We start from the raw sequence: 18795 nt of genomic DNA on the forward strand, positions 1-18795 counted from the left end.
CATCGCCATGGAGAAGGGCCTGAAGTTCGCCATCCGCGAGGGCGGCCGCACCGTGGGCGCCGGAACCGTCACCGAGATAATGGAATAGGACTGCCCTCCCGGCAACGGAGAGGGAAATATTTGGAAATCAGATAAAAGGAATATAAAGGTGTCAGTTCAAAGCATCAGAATAAAACTTAAGGCCTATGATCACGCGGTGCTGGACCAGTCGGTGGCCGAGATCGTCAACACCGCCAAACGGACCGGAGCCAGGATCTCCGGCCCCATTCCCCTGCCGACCAAGAAGACGATCTATACCGTCAACCGTTCCACCCATGTCGACAAGAAATCGCGGGAGCAGTTCGAACGGAGGATCCACAAAAGGCTGATAGATATTCTCAACTCCACCCCCCAGACCATCACTGCCCTGACCAAGCTGGAGCTTCCGGCCGGGGTGGATATCGAGATCAAGAGCGGCCTGTAAGTTTTACCGGCCTGCCCCACAGAATCAAGAATTCAGAATCGATAATAAGGCTATATCATGAACGCAATGATCGGCAGAAAGATCGGGATGACCCAGGTATTCGGCGAGAGCAACGTCATGGTTCCGGTGACGGTGCTGGAGGTCGGGCCCTGCGTGGTTACCCAGATCAAAACCAAGGACAAGGACGGCTACAGCGCCGTTCAGCTGGGATTCGGATCCAAGAAGCCCGGCAAGGTGAACAAACCAATCACCGGCCATCTGGCCAAATCCAAGGCCCAGCCGGTCCAGGTGATGCAGGAGTTCCGGGTTGACGATACGGCGGGCTATCAGCTGGGCCAGGTGATAACCGCTGATATTTTTGCCGCCGGCGACAGGATCAAGGTTGCCGGTACCACCAAGGGGAAAGGCACCGCCGGCGTTATGAAGCGCCATAAATTCCACGGCGGACCGGCCAGCCACGGGCAGACCGACCGCAACCGTCATGCCGGAGCCGTCGGCTCGGGCTCGTCCCCGGGCCGGGTGTATCCCGGCACCAAGATGGCCGGGCACATGGGGGATGTTAAATTCTCGGTCAGGAACCTGAAGGTGGTCAAAGTAGATCAGTCCAAGAACATTATTCTGGTCAAGGGAGCGGTACCCGGAGCTCCGGACGGAATCTTGTCAATCCATAAGATATAAGGAAAGCATTCATCAATGTTATCTGTAAATCTGTTCGATGATAAGGGGAAGAAATCCGGCAGTCTGGAGGTTCCGGAGGATGTCTTCGGCACCCGCCCCAATCAGCATCTGCTGTATCTGGCGGTCAGGGAATACCTGGACAACCAGAGACAGGGCACGGCCTGCTCCCAGAATGCGGCCGATGTCCGGGGCGGCGGGAAGAAGCCTTTCAAACAGAAGGGCACCGGCCGGGCCCGCCAGGGCAGCACCAGATCCTCCATCATGGTGGGAGGCTATGCGGCCCACGGCCCGGAGCCCCGGGATCATTACTGGGAGCTTCCCAAAAAATCCCGCAAGGCTGCCCTCCGCTCGGCCTGGTCCGACGGCTTCAAGTCCGGCAAGCTGGGGGTGATAGAATCGCTTAAGACCACCGGCAAGACCAAGGAGATGGTGGAGCTGTTCAAGACCATGGAGATGGGCGGGCAGAAAGTTCTGCTGCTGGACGAGACCCATTCCCCGGAGGTCCGCAAATCAGGACGCAACATACCGGGCCTGACCTTAAAGCCGGTCAGGGAGGTCAATCCCTACGATATCATCAAGGCCGACAAGGTGATCCTTACCAGGAAGGGCCTGGAAGCCGTAAAGGAGGCATTCGCCAAATGAACTACAGAATCATCATAAGACCGCTGATCACCGAGAAGATCACCAACCTCCGCGAGGAATTCAACCGTTACGGTTTCGAAGTGTCCCGGGATGCCAATAAGCACCAGATAAAGCAGGCGGTGGAAACGCTGTTCAAGGTCAAGGTCAAGGAAGTGACCACCATGAACGTGATGGGCAAGACCAAGCGCCTGGGGCGCAACCAGGGGAAGAGGCCGGACTGGAAGAAGGCCATTGTCACCCTGGCCAAGGACCAGAAGATCGAGATGATCGAAGGCATTTAAACTTTCCCCACCAAACACACTAAATGACCCGAAACAACACAGCAATAGTTTTGAAACTTTAAAATTTTAGTTTACCGTTTGGGATCTTTTGTGAATTTAGTGGGAAGCTTAGGGAAAATAAAAATATTCCGGGATATAAAATTTAGGAGAACTTCGTTAGATGGCTATCAAATCATATAAACCGACCACCCCGGGAATGCGTCATCGCACCGGGTACAGTTTTGACGAGATCACATCATCAAAACCAAAAAAGTCTTTATTGTCATCGCTGAACAAATCGGGCGGACGCAACAGCCACGGGCGGGTGACGGCCGATCACCGGGGCGGCGGCCATAAAAGGGCCTACCGGCTGATAGATTTCAAGCGCAATAAATTCGCCATCCCGGCCACCGTGGCCGCCATTGAATACGACCCCAACCGTTCCTGCCGCATAGCGCTGCTGAAATATGCCGACGGCGAATGGCGCTATATCATCGCTCCCCTGGGACTGACGGTGGGCGACAAGATCCTGTCCGGCTCAGGCATCGATATCAAAGTCGGCAATTGCATGCCCCTGTCCGAGATCCCCCTGGGCAGCGCCATCCATAACATCGAACTTAAAAAGGGCAAGGGCGGGCAGATGGTCCGGACCGCCGGCGGCTCGGCCCAGCTGATGGCCAAGGAAGGGGAGAACGCCCACCTTCGTCTGCCGTCGGGCGAGGTCCGCCTGGTCCGGCTGGAGTGCATGGCCACCCTGGGACAGGTGGGCAACCTGGAAAACGAGAATATTTCCATCGGCAAGGCCGGGCGCAACCGCTGGCTGGGCGTCAAACCCCACAGCCGGGGCGTGGCCAAGAACCCGCATGATCACCCGATGGGCGGTGGCGAGGGAAAATCCTCCGGCGGCAGGCATCCCTGCAGTTCCAAGGGCCTGCTGTCCAAGGGCAAAAAGACCAGAAAGAAGAAGAAGACAACCAGTAAATTCATCCTTAAGAGGAGAAAATAATGTCCCGCTCCCTTAAAAAAGGACCCTATATCGATCCCAAACTGCTGGCCAAGATCGAGGCCCTGGTGGCCTCCGGGGAAAAGAAGGTCATCAAGACCTGGGCCCGGCGCTCCATGGTGCCACCCGAATTCGTCAGCTATACCATCGCGGTCCACAACGGCAATAAATTCATCCCGGTATATATCACCGAAAATATGGTGGGGCACAAGCTGGGCGAATTCGCGCCCACCCGGACCTTCCGCAAGCACGGGGCGGTCGGCAAGGAAGTGGACAAAAAGAAAAGGACCGAGACCACTACCGCCGCCATACCGGCAGCTGCAGCGGCGGCCCCGGCGGCCACCAAGGCATAAGGAGCGACAGATAGAAGATGGAAGCATTATCCAGAAAAAGGCATATCCGGGTCACCCCCCGGAAGATGAGGGCGGTGGCCGACCTGATCAGGGGCAAGAAATGCAACGAAGCCCTGTCGATACTCAAATTCGTTCCCAAATCGGGCAGCCCCCACCTGGCCAAGGCTGTCAAATCGGCGGTGGCCTCGGCGGTGGAGACCGCCGGCAACGCCAAGGCCGATCCCGATACCCTGAGGATATCCGAGATCAGGGTGGACGAGGGCATCATCATGAAGCGGTTCCGCCCCCGGGCCCGGGGCCGGGCCGACCGCCGGCTGAAGCGCACCAGTAATCTCTTGGTTCGGGTTTCCGACCAGGCTAAATAAATTAACGGAGGTAAAGGTTTGGGTCAGAAGACACATCCCATAGGGTTAAGGCTGGGGATCATCAAGACCTGGGACTCCAGGTGGTTCGCCAAGAATGATTTTGCCAGCCTGCTGGAGGAGGACGAGAGGATCCGGCGCTACCTGCGGCAGAAGCTGATGAATGCCAGCATTTCCAAGATAGAGATCGAAAGGACATCCAAGCGGGTGACGGTGACCATCCACACTTCCAGGCCGGGCATCGTCATCGGCCGCAAGGGCGGCGAGATCGAGAAGCTTAAGGCCGAGATCCAGCACCTGACCGCCCAGAAGGAGGTCCACCTGAATATCTCCGAGATAAAGGTGCCCGAGATGGATGCCCGCCTGGTGGCCGACAATATCGCCCGCCAGCTGGAACAGCGGATCTCCTTCCGCCGGGCCATGAAGAAGGCCGTTCAGAGCACGCTCCGAATGGGGGCCTACGGGATCAAGATCGCCTGCGGCGGGCGCCTGGGAGGGGCCGAGATCGCCCGAACCGAAAGCTACCGCGAGGGCCGGGTGCCCATGCATACCCTCCGGGCCGATATCGATTACGCCACCTCCACCTCGCACACCACCTTCGGCTGCATCGGGATCAAGGTCTGGATATTCAAGGGCGAGGTGCTGGGCAAGCAGGCGGTAGCCAAATAGGAATAATTAACCGACTTTCTGGAGTTGTAAAACACTATGTTGATGCCAAAGCGGGTAAAACACCGCAAACAAAGAAGGGGACGCAGGTGCGGCCTGGCCACCAGGGGACATTACGTAGCTTTCGGTGAATTCGGGCTCCAATCGCTGGACGCCGCCTGGATCACCGACCGGCAGATAGAGGCGGCCCGGGTGGCCATGACCAGATTCATCAAGAGAGGCGGCCGGGTCTGGATCAGGATCTTTCCCGATAAACCGGTGACCTCCAAGCCGGCCGAGACCAGGATGGGCAAGGGCAAAGGGGCCCCCGATCACTGGGTGGCCGTGGTCAAGCCGGGCCGGGTGATGTTCGAGATCGGCGGGATCCCAGAGGCCACCGCCAAGAAGGCCATGCTGCTGGCTTCCCACAAATTGCCCATTAAAACCAGGATGGTTCCGCGCCATCGCCATATCGAGGTGACGAAATGAAAAAGACCAAAGAGCTTCGGGAGATGACCCGGGCCGAAGTGGAGCAGAAGCTGAAGGAGGAGACCGAGGCCAACTTCAACCTGAAACTGCGCCGCAACACCCAGCAGATCCCCAATCCCCTGCAACTTAGGCACACCCGCCGTTCGGTGGCCCGGATGAAGACGGTTCTCAATGAGGACCTCAAGAGCATCCGCAAACTGGCCGCCGGCGCCGGATCGAAGGAGTAGAACAGATGGCAGAGAGAAATTTAAGAAAGACCAGGATCGGCAAGGTGGTGGGAGACAAGATGAACAAGACCATCGTCGTGGCTGTGGAGCGAAGGGTCAAGCATCCTCTGTACAGCAGGGTGGTCAAAAGGACCACCAAATATTACGCCCATTCCGAGGAGCAATCGGCCAAGCTGGGCGATACCGTCAGGATCATAGAGACCAAGCCCATTTCCAAGACCAAGCGCTGGCGCCTGGTGGAAGTGGTGGAGAAGGCCAAGTAGTAATCAATCGTTATATTTAAACCAAATATAAGATAAACAATCCCTGAAAAAACGGGGCAGCAAGGCAGGAAAAATATGATTCAACAATATACCAGGGTAAATATCGCCGACAACTCGGGCGCCAAGAAGGCCATGTGCATTCAGGTGATGGGCGGCCATTTCCGCCGCTACGGTTCGGTGGGCGATATCATCAAGGTGGCCGTCAAGGACGTGTTGCCCGGCGGGGCCATCAAAAAAGGCGAGGTGGCCAGGGCGGTGATCGTCCGGACCAGGAAGGAGATCCGCCGCAAGGATGGTTCCTACATCCGGTTCGACGATAACGCTGCGGTGATCATCGATGACAAGAACGAGCCCAAGGGCACCCGTATTTTCGGCCCGGTGGGCCGGGAGCTGAGGGACCGTCAGTTCATGAAGATCATCTCTTTGGCCCCGGAAGTGATATAGGAGCGGATGTAAAATGAAGATCAAAAAAAGCGACAGCGTCATAGTAATAGCCGGCAATGACAAGGGCAAGAAGGGAAAGGTCCTGAAGATTTTGCCGGATAAGGGACGGGCCATCGTGGAGGGGGTTAATTTCATCAAGCGCCATACCAAGCCCCGCAAACAGGGCGAGAAGAGCGGGATCTTGGAGAAGGAGGCGGCCATAAACCTCACCAACCTGATGGTGGTCTGCACCAAGTGCGACAAGGGGGTCAGGGTGGGCATCCGGACCCTGGCCGATGGCAAGCGGGCCCGGGTCTGCAAGTCCTGCGGCGAGATGCTGGACAAAGAATAGGCCGTTGGGCTTTCCCGCCAAACACACTAATATGGTTTACTCTTATATATTTCGCGTTTTTTGTGGGGAAAAGAATAGGTCAAAAGTTACCGCAGTAAGTTCATACTAAAAAATTAGGAACAAAATGGCAAGATTAAGAGAGAAATACACCAAGGAAGTCAAGCCGGCCCTGGTCAAAAAATTCGGATACAAGAGCGTGATGCAGGCCCCCCGCCTGGAGAAGGTGGTGGTCAACATGGGCTTGGGCGAGGGCACCCAGGATCCCAAGCTGGTGGAGGCCGCCGCCAAGGATCTGGGCACCATCACCGGCCAGAAGCCCTCCATCCGCAAAGCCAAGAAATCCATCGCCACCTTCAAGCTGCGGGCCGGGGTGCCCATCGGCGCCATGGTGACCCTGCGGGGCAATATCATGTACGAATTTATCGACCGGCTGCTCAACGTGGCCATTCCCCGTATCCGCGACTTCCGGGGCGTGCCCACCAGGTCGTTTGACGGCCGGGGCAACTACACCCTGGGGGTCAAGGAGCAGATCATCTTTCCCGAGATCAACTACGACAAGATCGTCAAAGTTTTCGGCATGGACATCACCATCGTCACCACCGCCAAGACCGACGAGGAGGCCAAGGAACTGCTGCGCCTGATGGGCATGCCGTTCCAGCAGAAGTAGCCGCCGCCAGCATCAGACGGTTTTAATAAAACAGAACATATAACCAGGAAGGAATAACAACCTATGGCCAGAAAGGCTATGATCGAAAAGGCTGCCAGGCCAAAATATCAGGTGAGACAGCATAATCGCTGCAACCGCTGCGGCCGCTCCCGTGCATATTACCGGGATTTCGGCTTATGCCGCATCTGCCTGAGGGAACTGATACTGCGGGGCGAGGTCCCGGGCCTGACCAAAGCCAGCTGGTAATTCGATTCTAAAGAATTTTAGGAGAATAACGATATGTCGATGACCGATCCCATTGCCGATATGCTGACCAGGATCCGAAATGCGGGCAAAGCCAAACTAAAGAAGGTGGACATCCCGTCATCCAAGATGAAGCTGGGGATCACCAAGATCCTGATGAAGGAGCGCCTGATCTCCAACTTCAAATATATCACCGACAACCGGCAGAATATCATCCGGGTCTACATTAGATACGATGATAAGGGCAGCCATTTCATCAAGGGGCTGAAAAGGGTCAGCACCCCCGGCCTGAGGGTCTACGCCCCCGGGGACAAAGTGCCCAAGGTGAAAAGCGGAACCGGCCTGGCCATTATCTCTACCTCCCAGGGCCTGATGAAGGACAAGGATGCCCGCAAGAGCGGGGTGGGCGGTGAAGTAGTCTGTTACATCTGGTAATTGATAGTTTTTTTAAGGAGAAATGAAGTGTCTCGGGTTGGAAAAAAACCAATAAACTTGCCCCAGGGGGTGAAGGCCGAAATAAAAGCCGGCTCGGTCAAAGTGACCGGCCCCAAGGGATCCATAGAACAGCCCTTCCACCCCAACATCAAGGTGGCGCTGGAGGGCGACAAATTGACGGTGTCCCGGAGCAGCGACGATAAGTTCGACCGGGCTTTGCACGGATTGACCCGGGCCCTGCTGGCCAACGCGGTCACCGGGGTGAGCCAGGGTTTCCAGAAAGTGCTGCAGGTATACGGGATCGGCTACAAGGCGGTGATAGAGCCCAAGGGCCTGACCCTGTCGCTGGGATATTCCCACACCGTCTTCCTGCCCAAGCCGGACGGCATAGATTTTGAGATCCAGGACCAGCCGCTGCTGAAGGTCAAGGACAAGACCTATCAGACCAGCATCGTGGTCAAGGGCATCAATCGCCAGACGGTGGGGGAGGTGGCGGCCGCCATCAGGCAGTTCCGCAAGCCGGAGCCCTACCAGGGCAAGGGGATCCGCTACCAGGATGAGGTCGTCCGCCGCAAGGCCGGCAAGGCCGCTGCGGGGGCCGGCGGGTAACGGATCAGGGCGCCCCAAAATATATTCACCGGGCTTTGGCAGAAGTAAGCCATAACGGATCAGCCTTCAAACCGAAAATTCCTAATTAACCGGATATACAAAGATGTCAGATAAAGCAAAACAGATCAGAGATGCCAGGATCAGGCGTCACATCAGAATTCGCCGCAAGGTCAGGGGGACCGGGGAGCGTCCCCGGCTGTGTGTGTTCCGCAGTTCCAAACACATCTATGCCCAGATCATCGACGATTTCAACCACAAGACCCTGGCCTCCACCGGGCGGCTGGAGCATACCGACAGCGGCAAGATAGCCGAGAGCAAGTTGGTGGGCCAAAGGATCGCCAAACTGGCCATGGACAAGGGGATCACCCAGGTGATCTTCGACCGAGGGGGATACATCTACCACGGCCGGGTCAAGGCCTTGGCCGAAGCAGCCAGAGAAGCAGGTTTAAAATTCTAAAGCTATTTTAGGAGATAAGATTTTGGCAAAGGTAAACTTAAATTCCCTGGGCGATATCAAAGAGCAGGTGGTGCACATCAACCGGGTGGCCAAGGTGGTCAAAGGCGGCAAGCGCTTTGGCTTTACGGCCCTGGTGACGGTGGGCGACGGCAACGGACATGTGGGCATCGGCAAGGGAAAGGCCCGCGAAGTGTCGGAGGCCATCCGCAAGGCCACCGAGGATGCCAAGAAGAGCATCTCCCACTACTCCATCGCCGACGGCAAGATCCCCTATCAGGTCCTGGGAAAATACGGCGCCAGCCAGGTGGTCCTGCGCCCCGCCGGGCCGGGCACCGGAGTGATAGCCGGCAATGTGGTCCGCTCGGTGCTGGAGGCCTGCGGGGTCACCGACATTCTGACCAAGAGCCTGGGCTCCAACAATCCCCATAACCTGGTCAAGGCCACCCTGAACGGCCTGAAGCAGCTGCGCCTGCCCCAGGATATCATGGCCGAGAGGTTCAAGGATAAGGAGGCCAAGCCCGCCGCCAAACCGGTTGAAATCAAGCCGGCCGAAGCCGTTCCGGCCGAAGCCAAGCCGGAAGCGCCGGCCCAGTAGGAAGCCAACCGATCTATTTGCAGGCAGCCCCTGCCATGTTATAAATGATTTGTCAGTGAGGAATTTTCCGTGTCAAAAACAAAGAAGCTAAGAATAACCCAGGTCCATTCCACCATCGACCGCACCGAGAAGCAGAAGAAGATCGTCCGATCGCTGGGCATCAGAAAACTCTACCATACGGTGGAGCAGAACGATACCCCCCAGATCAGGGGGATGGTCAAAAAGATCGAGCACCTGCTGAAAGTGGAAGAGATCACCGAAGGAGCCAAGTAACATGAATCTTAACGATATCAGGCCGGCCAAGGGCTCGGTCAAGAACAGCAAGCGGCGAGGCTGCGGGACCGGCTCCGGACACGGCGGCACCTCCACCCGGGGGCACAAGGGGCAGAAATCACGGGCCGGCTCGGGGGCCAAGGTCCCGGCCTGGTTCGAGGGCGGCCAGATGCCGCTGCAGCGCCGGCTTCCCAAGCGGGGCTTCACCCCGCTGAAGAGAAGGATCTATCAGCTGGTGGACATCTCCTCCTTGGCCAAGATCTCCGGGGCCAAGGAGATCGATCCGGCCTACCTGGCCAAGAAAGGGCTGATCAAAAGCACCCAGAAGCCGGTCAAGATCCTGGGCAAAGGCGAACTCAAGAACGCCCTGACCGTCAAGGCCAGCGCCTTCTCCGAAGGGGCCCGGAAATCTATAAAAGCCGCCGGGGGCAAGGCCGAGGTAGCCTAGATCGCAGCACCATGCTTGGCCCAAGAATTTAATTGCTAATTTACAGTAATGGATTTGGGTGATGTTTGAAAAGATAAAAAATATATTCAATATCCCGGAGCTCAGGAGAAGGATCCTTTTCACCATGGCCCTGCTGGTGGTCTACCGGATCGGCGGGCACCTGCCCACCGCCGGCATCGACACCCAGGTCCTGGCCGAATTCTTCCGGGCCCAGCGGGGCACCCTGTTCGGGATGTATGACCTGTTCGTGGGCGGAAACCTGAGCCGGGCCACCATCTTCGCCTTGGGGATCATGCCCTACATTACCTCCTCCATCATCATGCAGCTGATGGGCGCGGTGATCCCCTTCCTGGAGAAACTGCAGAGGGAGGGCGAGCAGGGCCGCAAGAAGATCAACCAGTACACCCGCTACGCCACGGTGGGCCTGGCCCTGGTCCAGTCCTACGGCATCTCGCTGTTCCTGGAGAGCCTGGCCCCCAACGGGATCCCGGTGGTCCCCAACCCCGGCTTAGGCTTCAAACTGATAACCGCCATCACCATGACCGCCGGCACCATCTTCGTGATGTGGCTGGGGGAGCAGATCACCGAGCGGGGCATCGGCAACGGCATATCCATGATCATTTTCATCGGCTGTTTGGATGCCATCCCCAGCGACCTGCTGAACACCTACACCTCACTAAAGGGCGGGGCCATCGGCATCATCCCCCTGGTCCTGATCGGGATCCTGATGATCCTGGTCACGGCCTCGGTGGTGCTGATGACCCAGGGGGCCCGGAAGATCCCAGTGCAATATGCCAAGCGGGTGGTGGGCCGGAAGGTTTACGGCGGGCAGAGCACCTACATCCCGCTGGGCTTCAACACCGCCGGGGTGATCCCCATCATCTTCGCCCAGAGCGTGCTGTCCTTCCCCATGACCCTGGGGACCTTCATCAAGGGGGAGTGGGCCCAGAACCTGACCGCCATGTTCTCGCCGGGGGCCTTTCTCTACAACCTGATCTACGGGCTGATGATCATCTTCTTTGCCTATTTCTACACCGCCATCGTCATCAACCCGGGCGACATGGCCGACAACATGAAAAAGTACGGCGGGTTCATCCCCGGCATCAGGCCGGGCTCCAAGACCGCCGAATATATCGAGCGGATCCTTACCCGGATCACCCTGCCGGGAGCCATATTCTACGCCCTGATCGCAGTGCTGCCCACCATTCTGATGAGGTCCGCCCACATCCCGTTCTACTTCGGCGGCACCACATTGCTGATCATCGTGGGGGTGGCCCTGGACACCCTGCAGCAGATCGAATCCCACCTGCTGATGAGACATTATGAAGGCTTTATAAAGAAGGGCAAGATCTCCGGCCGGTCCGGAAGGATGTAGCCCATGAGAATAGTCCTGTTCGGGGCCCCGGGCTCCGGCAAGGGAACCCAGGCGGCTTTCATCAGCCGGGATCGCAGGATACCGCATATCTCCACCGGCGACATGCTCAGGGAGGCCGCCAGGAACGGGACGGAGGTGGGGTTAAAGGCCAGATCCTTCATGGACCGCGGGGCTTTGGTGCCGGACCAGGTGATGATCGAGGTGGTGGCCCAGCGGCTGGAAAAGGATGACGCCCAAAAAGGATTTTTACTGGATGGCTTCCCCCGGACGGTGGAACAGGCCGAAAAGCTGGATGAGATCCTAAAGCTCCGGGGGATGAGCATCGATGTTGTTCTCTGGCTGGAGGTGGACGACCGGGAGCTGGTGAAAAGACTGACCTCCCGCCGGACCTGCCCCGGATGCGGGGCGATCTACAACCTTCTGTTCCAGGCCCCCAAAATCCCGGACAGATGCGATAAATGCGGATCGGCCCTGGACCAAAGGGTGGACGACCAGCCGGCCACCGCAAAAAAAAGGCTGGAGGTTTACCAACAGCAGACCTCCCCGCTGAAGGATTATTACCTCTCGCGCGGCATCCTCAAAAAGATAGACGGCGCTAAAACCCCCGATCAAGTATACAGTTCTTTAAAAGAAACCCTGTGGTCCGGGCGGAAATGATAATCATCAACAGCAGCTCCGATATCTCCCGGATCAGGGAGGCCGGCAAGATAATCGCCGGTCTGTGGGATGTTTTTAAAAAATCCGTTGCCCCGGGCATATCAACCCTGGAGCTGGATGACCTGGCCTGCGATTTCATCAGGCAGCGGGGCGGCGAATGCGCCTTCAAGGGCTACCGCAACTATCCTGCCAACCTGTGCATCTCCATAAATCACGAGGTGGTCCACGGCATACCCCGGGCCGATCGGAAACTGAAATCAGGCGACCTGGTGGGGATAGACGTGGGGGTCCGCAAAGCGGGCTTTATCGCCGACGCCGCCCGGAGCTACCTGGTGGGCGACAGCCCCTCGCCGGAGGCCTTGAAGCTGATGGCGGTGACCCGGCAGTCGCTGGAGCTGGGGATCGAGCAGGCCCGGGCCGGCCACAAGGTCACCGACATCTCCAAGGCCGTCCAGCGGACGGCAGAGAACGCCGGATTTTCGGTGGTGCGGGAGCTGTGCGGCCACGGGGTGGGGGCCAGCCTCCACCAGGAGCCGGAGATCCCCAATTATTTCCGGCCCGGCCACAGCCCGGAGCTCAAGGCCGGGATGTCGCTGGCCATCGAGCCGATGATCAACACCGGGGGGGGCGAGGTGAAATTCCTGTCCGACGGCTGGACGGTGGTGACCAGGGACGGCAGCCTGTCGGCCCATTTTGAGGACACGGTGATAGTCACCGACGGAGACCCGGAGATAGTCACCAGATAGAGCGACCAGCCGGTAGCGATAACCCAATAACATCAGTAACCAAGGAGTGCATGGCCAAACAGGAAGGGATACAGGTAGAAGGAACGGTGGTGGAGAATCTTCCCAACGCCACCTTCAGAGTGGAACTGCCCAATGGTCATAAGATACTGGCCCATATCTCCGGGAAGATGAGGATGCATTTCATCAAGATCCTTCCCGGTGACAAGGTGACGGTGGAGCTTTCTCCTTACGACCTGACCCGGGGCCGGATAGTATACCGTTTCAAGTAAAAAAACAGTCCGTTAAGAATAAAGGAAATGGGATAAAATGAAAGTAAGGGCTTCGATAAAAAAGATCTGCGAACACTGCAAAATGATCCGCCGCAAGGGGGTCTTAAGGATCATCTGCAAGAACCCCCGCCATAAGCAGAGGCAGGGCTAGTTAAATTTTTAAGCGTTTATATTTAAGGAGGCAATAAGGTGGCCAGAATTGCTGGTGTTGATCTTCCCCGCGAGAAGCGGATAGAGGTAGGGTTAACCTATATTTTCGGTATCGGCCCGACTTCCGCCAAGAAGATACTTTCGGCAGGCAAGGTCGATCCCAATAAAAGGGTCAAGGATCTCACCGAGGACGAGGTGGGTCGGCTACGTTCCATCATCGAGGCCGAGCACAAGGTGGAGGGCACCAAGCGGACCGAGGTGGCTCTGTCGATCAAGCGCCTGATGGAGATCGGCTGCTACCGGGGCCTCCGGCACCGCCGGGGACTGCCGGTGAGGGGCCAGCGCACCAAGACCAACGCCCGGACCAGGAAAGGGCCCAAGAAGGCCGGGGTGGTCAAGAAGAAGGCCCCGCCCAAGAAGTAAGATAAACTTTTCAGCGGTTAACATTTTCGATATAAAGGGGAAAAATGGCTGAGGATAAAAAAAGCCAAAAGAAAAAAGAGAAGAAGATAGAGTCGGCCGGGATAGCCCATATCCAGTCGACCTTCAACAATACCATCGTCACCATTACCGACAAGAACGGCAACGTGATCGCCTGGGCCTCGGCCGGCAAGGCCGGGTTCAAGGGGTCCCGCAAATCCACCCCCTTTGCTGCCCAGGTGGCCGCCGAGAGCTGCGCCAAGGTCGCCCTGGGGTTGGGCATGCAGCGGGTGGAGGCCTGGGTCAAGGGCCCCGGCGGCGGACGGGAATCGGCCATCCGCTCTTTGCAGGCGGCCGGACTCAACATCAGCGTCATCCGGGATGTCACCCCGGTGCCGCACAACGGCTGCCGGGCCCCCAAGAGGAGGCGGGTCTAAAAGTCCGCAGGCGCTTTCGTCTGCGGTGTCGGAGGATCAACCCCGGGATAATTTTCAAGGAAATCATTAAGGAGGTTTTTTACACAGATGGCCAGATATACGGACGCTAGATGCAAACTGTGCCGCCGCGAGGGCACCAAGCTGTTTTTGAAGGGCGAGCGCTGCAATTCCGCCAAATGCGCCTTTGAGAAGAGGAGCTATCCTCCGGGCGAGCGCGGCAAAGAGATCAACCGGAAGCCTTCGGGCTATGCCATCCATCTCCGGGAAAAGCAGAAGGTGCGCCGCATCTACGGCATCCTGGAACGCCAGTTCCGGGGATACTTTGACAAGGCCTCCCGCATGAAGGGGGTCACCGGCGAGAACCTGCTGTCGCTGCTGGAGAGGCGGATGGACAACGTGGTCTTCCGGATGGGGATGGCCCCCTCCCGCTCGGCCGCCCGCCAGCTGGTGGGCCACAAGCATTTCCTGGTGAACGATAAGGTGGTGAACATCCCCTCCTACCTGATCAAGCCGGGGGACGTGATCAAGGTCAAGGACAAGAGCAAAGAGAACATCATCATCAAGGAATCTCTGGATAAGAATAAAAGCCGAGCCCTGGTCTCCTGGCTGAAGTACGAGCCGGCCACCATGAGCGGCAGCCTGCTTAACGTGCCGACCCGGGACACCATCGGATTGCCGATCAACGAGCAGTTGATCATCGAGCTCTATTCCAAGTAGGCCTTAACTGCCTGGCTGGCCGCTGATAAAAAAGCGGCGGGCTCAACCTTCAACCGTTAAACAAGGGGGCAGACTTAACCATGAGATGGAAAAGTTTACAGATGCCGAAAGGCATTATCATAGATGAAGCCAACAATACCGACATTTTCGGACGTTTTACCGCCGAACCCCTGGAGCGCGGCTACGGCCTGACCCTGGGCAACGCTCTGCGCCGGGTTCTGCTGTCCTCCATAACCGGGTCAGCAGTGGTGGCGGTCAAGATCGAGGGGGTGCTGCATGAGTTCTCCACCATCCCCGGCATCATGGAGGATGTCACCGAGATCGTGCTCAACCTGAAGCAGCTCAGGATCCGGCTGCATTCCGAGCATCCCAAGACCGTCTACCTGAAGGCCCAGACCAAGGGCCGGATCACCGCCGCCCAGATCGAGGGCGACCCCGATGTGGAGATCCTGAACCCCGATCTGCACCTGGCCACCCTGTCCGAGGACGGCAGCCTGAAGATGGAGCTGACGGTGGATCACGGCCGGGGATACGTGCCGGCCGAGGTGTTCCGCAAGTCATACAACACCATCGGGCTGATCCCGCTGGATGCGGCCTTCTCCCCGGTCTCCAAGGTGAATTTCCACGTGGAGAACTGCCGGGTGGGCGAGCGCACCGACTACGACCGCCTGATACTGGAGGTCCACACCGACGGCTCCATCAAGCCGGACATGGCGGTATCCTACGCCGCCAAACTGCTGCAGGACCACATCGGGCTGTTCCAGTCCTTTGGAGACAAACCCGACGAACTGCGCGAGGATGCGGTGGATAACGACATGCTTAAGATGCGGGATATGCTCAACAAGCCGGTGGAGGAGCTGGAGCTGTCGGTCCGCTCGGCCAACTGCCTGAGAGCCAATAATATCAACACTCTGGGCGACCTGGTGCAGAAGACCGAGAGCGAGATGCTCAAGTACCGTAATTTCGGACGCAAATCCTTGGCCGAGCTGTCGGTGATCCTCAAGGCTATGAGCCTGAGCTTCGGAATGAAGGTCGACCAATTTCTGGAAACCAAGAAGAAATCCAAGTAAACAACATTTTTCGACTACTTTTCTTAAGTAGAATGGAGATCAATGAGACACCGTAAAGATACCGTCAAATTAAGCCGCACCCGGTCCCACCGGGCCGCATTGGTCAGCAACATGGTGACCTCCCTGTTCAAATACGAGCGGATAAAGACCACCATCACCAAGGCCATGGTGATCCGGCGCGACGCCGAGCACATGATCAGCATCGCCCAGAAGGGCACCCTGGCCGCCCGGCGCCAGGTGGCCACCGTGGTCAAGGACCAGACGGTGCTGAGGAAGCTGTTCGATGTGATCGTCCCCCGGATGAAGGACAAGAAGTCGGGCTTTATCTCCATCGTCAAGCTGTGGCCCCGCCACGGCGACGCCGCCCTGCTGGCCCAGATGGAGCTGTTCGGCGCTCCGGACAAGGTGAAGCCCGAGGAGGCCGGAAAGAAGGCCAAGGCCGCACCCAAGAAGAAGCCCGCCTCCGCCAAGGCTGCGGCGGACAAGTCCGAGAAAAAGGAAGAGGGCGAGAAAAAGGCCCCCAAGGCCAAGAAGGAAAAGCCGGAGAAGAAGGCCGTCAAAAAAGAGGCCAAGAAGGCGGAATAATATCCTTTGAACAATGCGGGCGCAGGGTGATTTTCACCTTGCGCCTTTTTTATGAATCAAACGGGAAAAGCAATTAACTTTGGAATACATCAGCCTGGATCTGCCCCTGGCGCAACGTTGTTACTTTCTTGTGACCAAGAAAGTAACCAAAGAAGTCACAACCGCCCAGTTGCGCGGCGGGCAGGGCGTTTGCTCCGGCATTCATTGGACCAGAGCCGGCAGAAAGCAGATAACGCAATGAATGCTTTTTCGGAGCTGCGGCAATGCCGCTCCACTGAAGGCGGGGACCAGAAAGCCAGGAAATTTGTGCCTATTAGCGGTTCCATTTTATCCGAGCACAGTCGTGGGATTGTTAACTGCGCAGGGTGATTTTCATCTTGCGCCTTTTTGTTTGCCAGAAAATAATGCTTGACAGGTTATGGCAATAATGATACTATGCAATAAAGTTTGGTATATGGTAAAAAATGATGAATAAAAGCGTAAAAATATATTCGTTTGGCATATACCTTGCCAGACCAGACCAGACCAGACCAGACCAGACCAGACCAGACCAGACCAGACCAGACCAGACCAGACCAGACCAGACCAGACCAGTTATATAAGTTATTACCGACAGAAAACGTCCCGTCTTGCTTCCCGCAAGGAAGCAGGGCGGGTTTTTTGTTTTAAGTTTTCCCACCTATTTTAATGTGAGTATGAAAGGAGGTGAAACTTGTGGCAATAAGAATTGGACGCAGCTTTGCCGATCTGATAAGCATATTGGAGCAGGTCACGGCTGGCCTTAAATCGGCTGCCGGCGACGCCAAGCAAAAGGCTTATGCGTTGGAACTGGGTAAATATTTGAGTGTTTTGCGTGCATTGGATGAAAAGCAGGAGAAGGCCAAGGCCGAACTGCACAAGCTTTCCAAGGACTTGAAGAAAAACGAAACCGAAGTGCGGTTGCTGCTGGGCAAGGTGGTAAGCTATTTGGAATCGGAATATGGGAAATCTTCGCCGGAACTGCAAAAGTACGGGGTGGCCCGCAGGCAGCCGGGCGGGAAAAAGGGGCCCAGGGTAAAAGCCTAGTGTATTAGAAAAACAGCACACAGTATCTCGGGGTGGTATCCAGGTATTATGTTAATATACGGCATTAGTATGTCAAGGTAATCTACTATTAAACAATAGAATATTATAGTATTGTTTATATTTATAATAAACTGAAAATGGTTGGCCAAACTGAAATATTAAACGTAGAAAGAAGGTTTTATATGATAAAGCGAATAATACTAAGTGCGATGCTTTTGTTGGCGTTTTCTAATTCGTTTGCTGCTTTTGGAATTAAGTATGTTCCAATAAAAGATACAATATTATTATCACCTGGTGAATCATTTTCTGGTAGCGTGTATCGTTATGCTTGGTCGAACGAACCTGGTTGGTACACCTTTATAGATGATTGTATACGCCCATTGTTTGACCGAAATTTATCTTTTAATAGTGGTTGGCCTTATGTGCTAGATACGGGAAATAATAAAATTCATGTCAGAGGGTTAGATTCTGATAGTACTTGGGGTTTAAATGCACCTAGTACACACTATGCAAGCGGATTTTGCACATATTCACTATGGATTGATCCAGACGCAACGCCGAGCAGTACATTGTATGCCGTTCATGTTCTTAATGGTGGGTCAGATATTGGGAATGCCGTTCATGTTCTTAATGGTGGGTCAGATATTGGGAATGCCGTTCATTTTAAAGTTGTAGCTAAAAAGCCGAAAGGATGTGATGGAATAGGGAATCCTGTATCTGCTCTATATGGCAATAAAATTCTTGATGAAAATGATATTTCGTATAAAGATTTATATTTCCAAAGAAAATACGCAAAAGGAATAAAATCATTAAGTGATAGCAGTAAATATTGGAGAAAACCATTTGGAAGCATTGATTGGAATCATAGTTGGAATATATATCTTACTAAAAGTTCTAATAACGATACTATAATATTGATTGATGGCATCAATGGTTGGAATAAATATTTACGTATTTCTGGTAGTACAGATTATTTATCAGAGCGACAGGACGGAAATTATTTGGATAGTATTACCGGCGGGGGGTGGAATTTAAATAAATCTGACGGTACCAGGTATAGATTCAATATTTATGGCACAGTGGATAGTATAATTCTGAAAAGCGGCAAGTTTTATAAACTATGGCATGCTGCAGATAGCACATACCTTGATAGCATTTCAAGTTATTGTGGTAGCAACCTAACTTTACGCTATGGTGTTTCAAATCAATTATTAAGGTTGTTTTATGATTCTTTAGAATATTACGTTGAATATAGATATGATACAACAAGAGCAGGTATGAATATCAGTCAAGTAATTTCTCATATTAACAGCGATGGTTCGGAGAACATTTTAAGCAGATTTTATTACAATGGCGATATTACTAAAAGTATAAACGGGGATTATGGTTCTGGCAGATTGTCTGTATATCAAAGGGG

The 18795-nt window shown here is 55.4% G+C and carries 32 protein-coding genes and 1 pseudogene; all 33 read left to right on the forward strand.

Annotated features, from left to right (window positions below):
* Positions 1-148 precede the first annotated feature (148 nt).
* Positions 149-463 (forward strand): 30S ribosomal protein S10, encoded by a 315-nt coding sequence (locus A2273_09475; GenBank protein ID OGF06010.1) that lies wholly within the window; start codon positions 149-151, stop codon positions 461-463.
* 57 nt (positions 464-520) lie between these two features.
* Complete coding sequence (locus A2273_09480) at positions 521-1141, forward strand: 50S ribosomal protein L3 (GenBank protein OGF06011.1); 621 nt, start codon at positions 521-523, stop codon at positions 1139-1141.
* A 15-nt stretch (positions 1142-1156) separates the two neighbouring features.
* Positions 1157-1783, forward strand: coding sequence for a 50S ribosomal protein L4 (locus A2273_09485; protein OGF06012.1), 627 nt, complete (start codon positions 1157-1159; stop codon positions 1781-1783).
* Positions 1780-2064: a 50S ribosomal protein L23 gene (locus A2273_09490; protein ID OGF06013.1), complete on the forward strand. Its 285-nt coding sequence runs from the start codon at positions 1780-1782 to the stop codon at positions 2062-2064. The genes A2273_09485 and A2273_09490 overlap by 4 nt, the downstream gene beginning before the upstream one ends.
* 160 nt (positions 2065-2224) lie before the next feature.
* On the forward strand, positions 2225-3049 hold the full coding sequence (locus A2273_09495; protein OGF06014.1) for a 50S ribosomal protein L2: 825 nt from the start codon (positions 2225-2227) through the stop codon (positions 3047-3049).
* Positions 3049-3297, forward strand: a pseudogene (locus A2273_09500) (30S ribosomal protein S19). Before A2273_09495 ends, A2273_09500 begins: the two are co-directional and overlap by 1 nt.
* A gap of 119 nt (positions 3298-3416) precedes the next feature.
* Entirely contained in the window at positions 3417-3764 is a 348-nt protein-coding gene (locus A2273_09505; GenBank protein ID OGF06015.1) for a 50S ribosomal protein L22, read from the forward strand.
* An 18-nt stretch (positions 3765-3782) separates the two neighbouring features.
* Positions 3783-4430, forward strand: coding sequence for a 30S ribosomal protein S3 (locus A2273_09510; protein ID OGF06016.1), 648 nt, complete (start codon positions 3783-3785; stop codon positions 4428-4430).
* A 36-nt stretch (positions 4431-4466) separates the two neighbouring features.
* Positions 4467-4895, forward strand: a complete 429-nt coding sequence (locus tag A2273_09515) for a 50S ribosomal protein L16 (protein OGF06017.1) — start codon at positions 4467-4469, stop codon at positions 4893-4895.
* Positions 4892-5122: a 50S ribosomal protein L29 gene (locus A2273_09520; GenBank protein ID OGF06018.1), complete on the forward strand. Its 231-nt coding sequence runs from the start codon at positions 4892-4894 to the stop codon at positions 5120-5122. The genes A2273_09515 and A2273_09520 overlap by 4 nt, the downstream gene beginning before the upstream one ends.
* 5 nt (positions 5123-5127) lie before the next feature.
* Positions 5128-5385: a 30S ribosomal protein S17 gene (locus A2273_09525; GenBank protein ID OGF06019.1), complete on the forward strand. Its 258-nt coding sequence runs from the start codon at positions 5128-5130 to the stop codon at positions 5383-5385.
* Positions 5386-5460: 75 nt separating this feature from the next.
* Positions 5461-5829: a 50S ribosomal protein L14 gene (locus A2273_09530; protein ID OGF06020.1), complete on the forward strand. Its 369-nt coding sequence runs from the start codon at positions 5461-5463 to the stop codon at positions 5827-5829.
* A gap of 13 nt (positions 5830-5842) precedes the next feature.
* Positions 5843-6160 (forward strand): 50S ribosomal protein L24, encoded by a 318-nt coding sequence (locus A2273_09535; protein ID OGF06021.1) that lies wholly within the window; start codon positions 5843-5845, stop codon positions 6158-6160.
* A gap of 124 nt (positions 6161-6284) precedes the next feature.
* Positions 6285-6827: a 50S ribosomal protein L5 gene (locus A2273_09540; protein ID OGF06022.1), complete on the forward strand. Its 543-nt coding sequence runs from the start codon at positions 6285-6287 to the stop codon at positions 6825-6827.
* A gap of 63 nt (positions 6828-6890) precedes the next feature.
* On the forward strand, positions 6891-7073 hold the full coding sequence (gene rpsN, locus A2273_09545) for a 30S ribosomal protein S14 (protein ID OGF06023.1): 183 nt from the start codon (positions 6891-6893) through the stop codon (positions 7071-7073).
* 33 nt (positions 7074-7106) lie between these two features.
* Positions 7107-7505: a 30S ribosomal protein S8 gene (locus A2273_09550; GenBank protein OGF06024.1), complete on the forward strand. Its 399-nt coding sequence runs from the start codon at positions 7107-7109 to the stop codon at positions 7503-7505.
* 27 nt (positions 7506-7532) lie between these two features.
* Positions 7533-8114, forward strand: a complete 582-nt coding sequence (locus tag A2273_09555) for a 50S ribosomal protein L6 (GenBank protein OGF06025.1) — start codon at positions 7533-7535, stop codon at positions 8112-8114.
* Between the two features lie 103 nt (positions 8115-8217).
* Positions 8218-8571: a 50S ribosomal protein L18 gene (locus A2273_09560; protein OGF06026.1), complete on the forward strand. Its 354-nt coding sequence runs from the start codon at positions 8218-8220 to the stop codon at positions 8569-8571.
* A 22-nt stretch (positions 8572-8593) separates the two neighbouring features.
* Positions 8594-9166 (forward strand): 30S ribosomal protein S5, encoded by a 573-nt coding sequence (locus tag A2273_09565; protein ID OGF06027.1) that lies wholly within the window; start codon positions 8594-8596, stop codon positions 9164-9166.
* Positions 9167-9235: 69 nt separating this feature from the next.
* Positions 9236-9439: a 50S ribosomal protein L30 gene (locus A2273_09570; GenBank protein ID OGF06028.1), complete on the forward strand. Its 204-nt coding sequence runs from the start codon at positions 9236-9238 to the stop codon at positions 9437-9439.
* Position 9440: 1 nt separating this feature from the next.
* Positions 9441-9887: a 50S ribosomal protein L15 gene (locus tag A2273_09575; GenBank protein ID OGF06029.1), complete on the forward strand. Its 447-nt coding sequence runs from the start codon at positions 9441-9443 to the stop codon at positions 9885-9887.
* A gap of 61 nt (positions 9888-9948) precedes the next feature.
* Positions 9949-11262 carry a preprotein translocase subunit SecY gene (locus A2273_09580; GenBank protein OGF06030.1) on the forward strand — a complete coding sequence of 438 codons (1314 nt, stop codon included), beginning with the start codon at positions 9949-9951 and terminating at the stop codon, positions 11260-11262.
* Positions 11263-11265: 3 nt separating this feature from the next.
* On the forward strand, positions 11266-11919 hold the full coding sequence (locus A2273_09585; GenBank protein ID OGF06031.1) for an adenylate kinase: 654 nt from the start codon (positions 11266-11268) through the stop codon (positions 11917-11919).
* Positions 11916-12665 (forward strand): type I methionyl aminopeptidase, encoded by a 750-nt coding sequence (locus tag A2273_09590; protein ID OGF06032.1) that lies wholly within the window; start codon positions 11916-11918, stop codon positions 12663-12665. Before A2273_09585 ends, A2273_09590 begins: the two co-directional genes overlap by 4 nt.
* Before the next feature lie 50 nt (positions 12666-12715).
* Positions 12716-12934, forward strand: coding sequence for a translation initiation factor IF-1 (locus A2273_09595; protein OGF06033.1), 219 nt, complete (start codon positions 12716-12718; stop codon positions 12932-12934).
* Between the two features lie 37 nt (positions 12935-12971).
* Positions 12972-13085 carry a 50S ribosomal protein L36 gene (locus tag A2273_09600; protein OGF06034.1) on the forward strand — a complete coding sequence of 38 codons (114 nt, stop codon included), beginning with the start codon at positions 12972-12974 and terminating at the stop codon, positions 13083-13085.
* Positions 13086-13123: 38 nt separating this feature from the next.
* Complete coding sequence (locus tag A2273_09605) at positions 13124-13507, forward strand: 30S ribosomal protein S13 (GenBank protein OGF06035.1); 384 nt, start codon at positions 13124-13126, stop codon at positions 13505-13507.
* A 44-nt stretch (positions 13508-13551) separates the two neighbouring features.
* Complete coding sequence (locus A2273_09610) at positions 13552-13941, forward strand: 30S ribosomal protein S11 (GenBank protein ID OGF06036.1); 390 nt, start codon at positions 13552-13554, stop codon at positions 13939-13941.
* An 87-nt stretch (positions 13942-14028) separates the two neighbouring features.
* A complete protein-coding gene (locus A2273_09615; protein ID OGF06037.1) occupies positions 14029-14658 on the forward strand; it encodes a 30S ribosomal protein S4 in 630 nt (209 codons plus the stop codon).
* An 80-nt stretch (positions 14659-14738) separates the two neighbouring features.
* Complete coding sequence (locus A2273_09620; GenBank protein OGF06038.1) at positions 14739-15728, forward strand: DNA-directed RNA polymerase subunit alpha; 990 nt, start codon at positions 14739-14741, stop codon at positions 15726-15728.
* A gap of 42 nt (positions 15729-15770) precedes the next feature.
* Positions 15771-16313, forward strand: coding sequence for a 50S ribosomal protein L17 (locus A2273_09625; protein OGF06039.1), 543 nt, complete (start codon positions 15771-15773; stop codon positions 16311-16313).
* A gap of 714 nt (positions 16314-17027) precedes the next feature.
* Positions 17028-17378 (forward strand): hypothetical protein, encoded by a 351-nt coding sequence (locus A2273_09630; GenBank protein OGF06040.1) that lies wholly within the window; start codon positions 17028-17030, stop codon positions 17376-17378.
* Positions 17379-17867: 489 nt separating this feature from the next.
* Positions 17868-18053, forward strand: a complete 186-nt coding sequence (locus A2273_09635; GenBank protein ID OGF06041.1) for a hypothetical protein — start codon at positions 17868-17870, stop codon at positions 18051-18053.
* Positions 18054-18795 lie beyond the last annotated feature (742 nt).

The sequence above is a fragment of the Candidatus Edwardsbacteria bacterium RifOxyA12_full_54_48 genome (assembly GCA_001777915.1).
Classification (GTDB): Bacteria; Edwardsbacteria; AC1; order AC1; family EtOH8; genus UBA2226.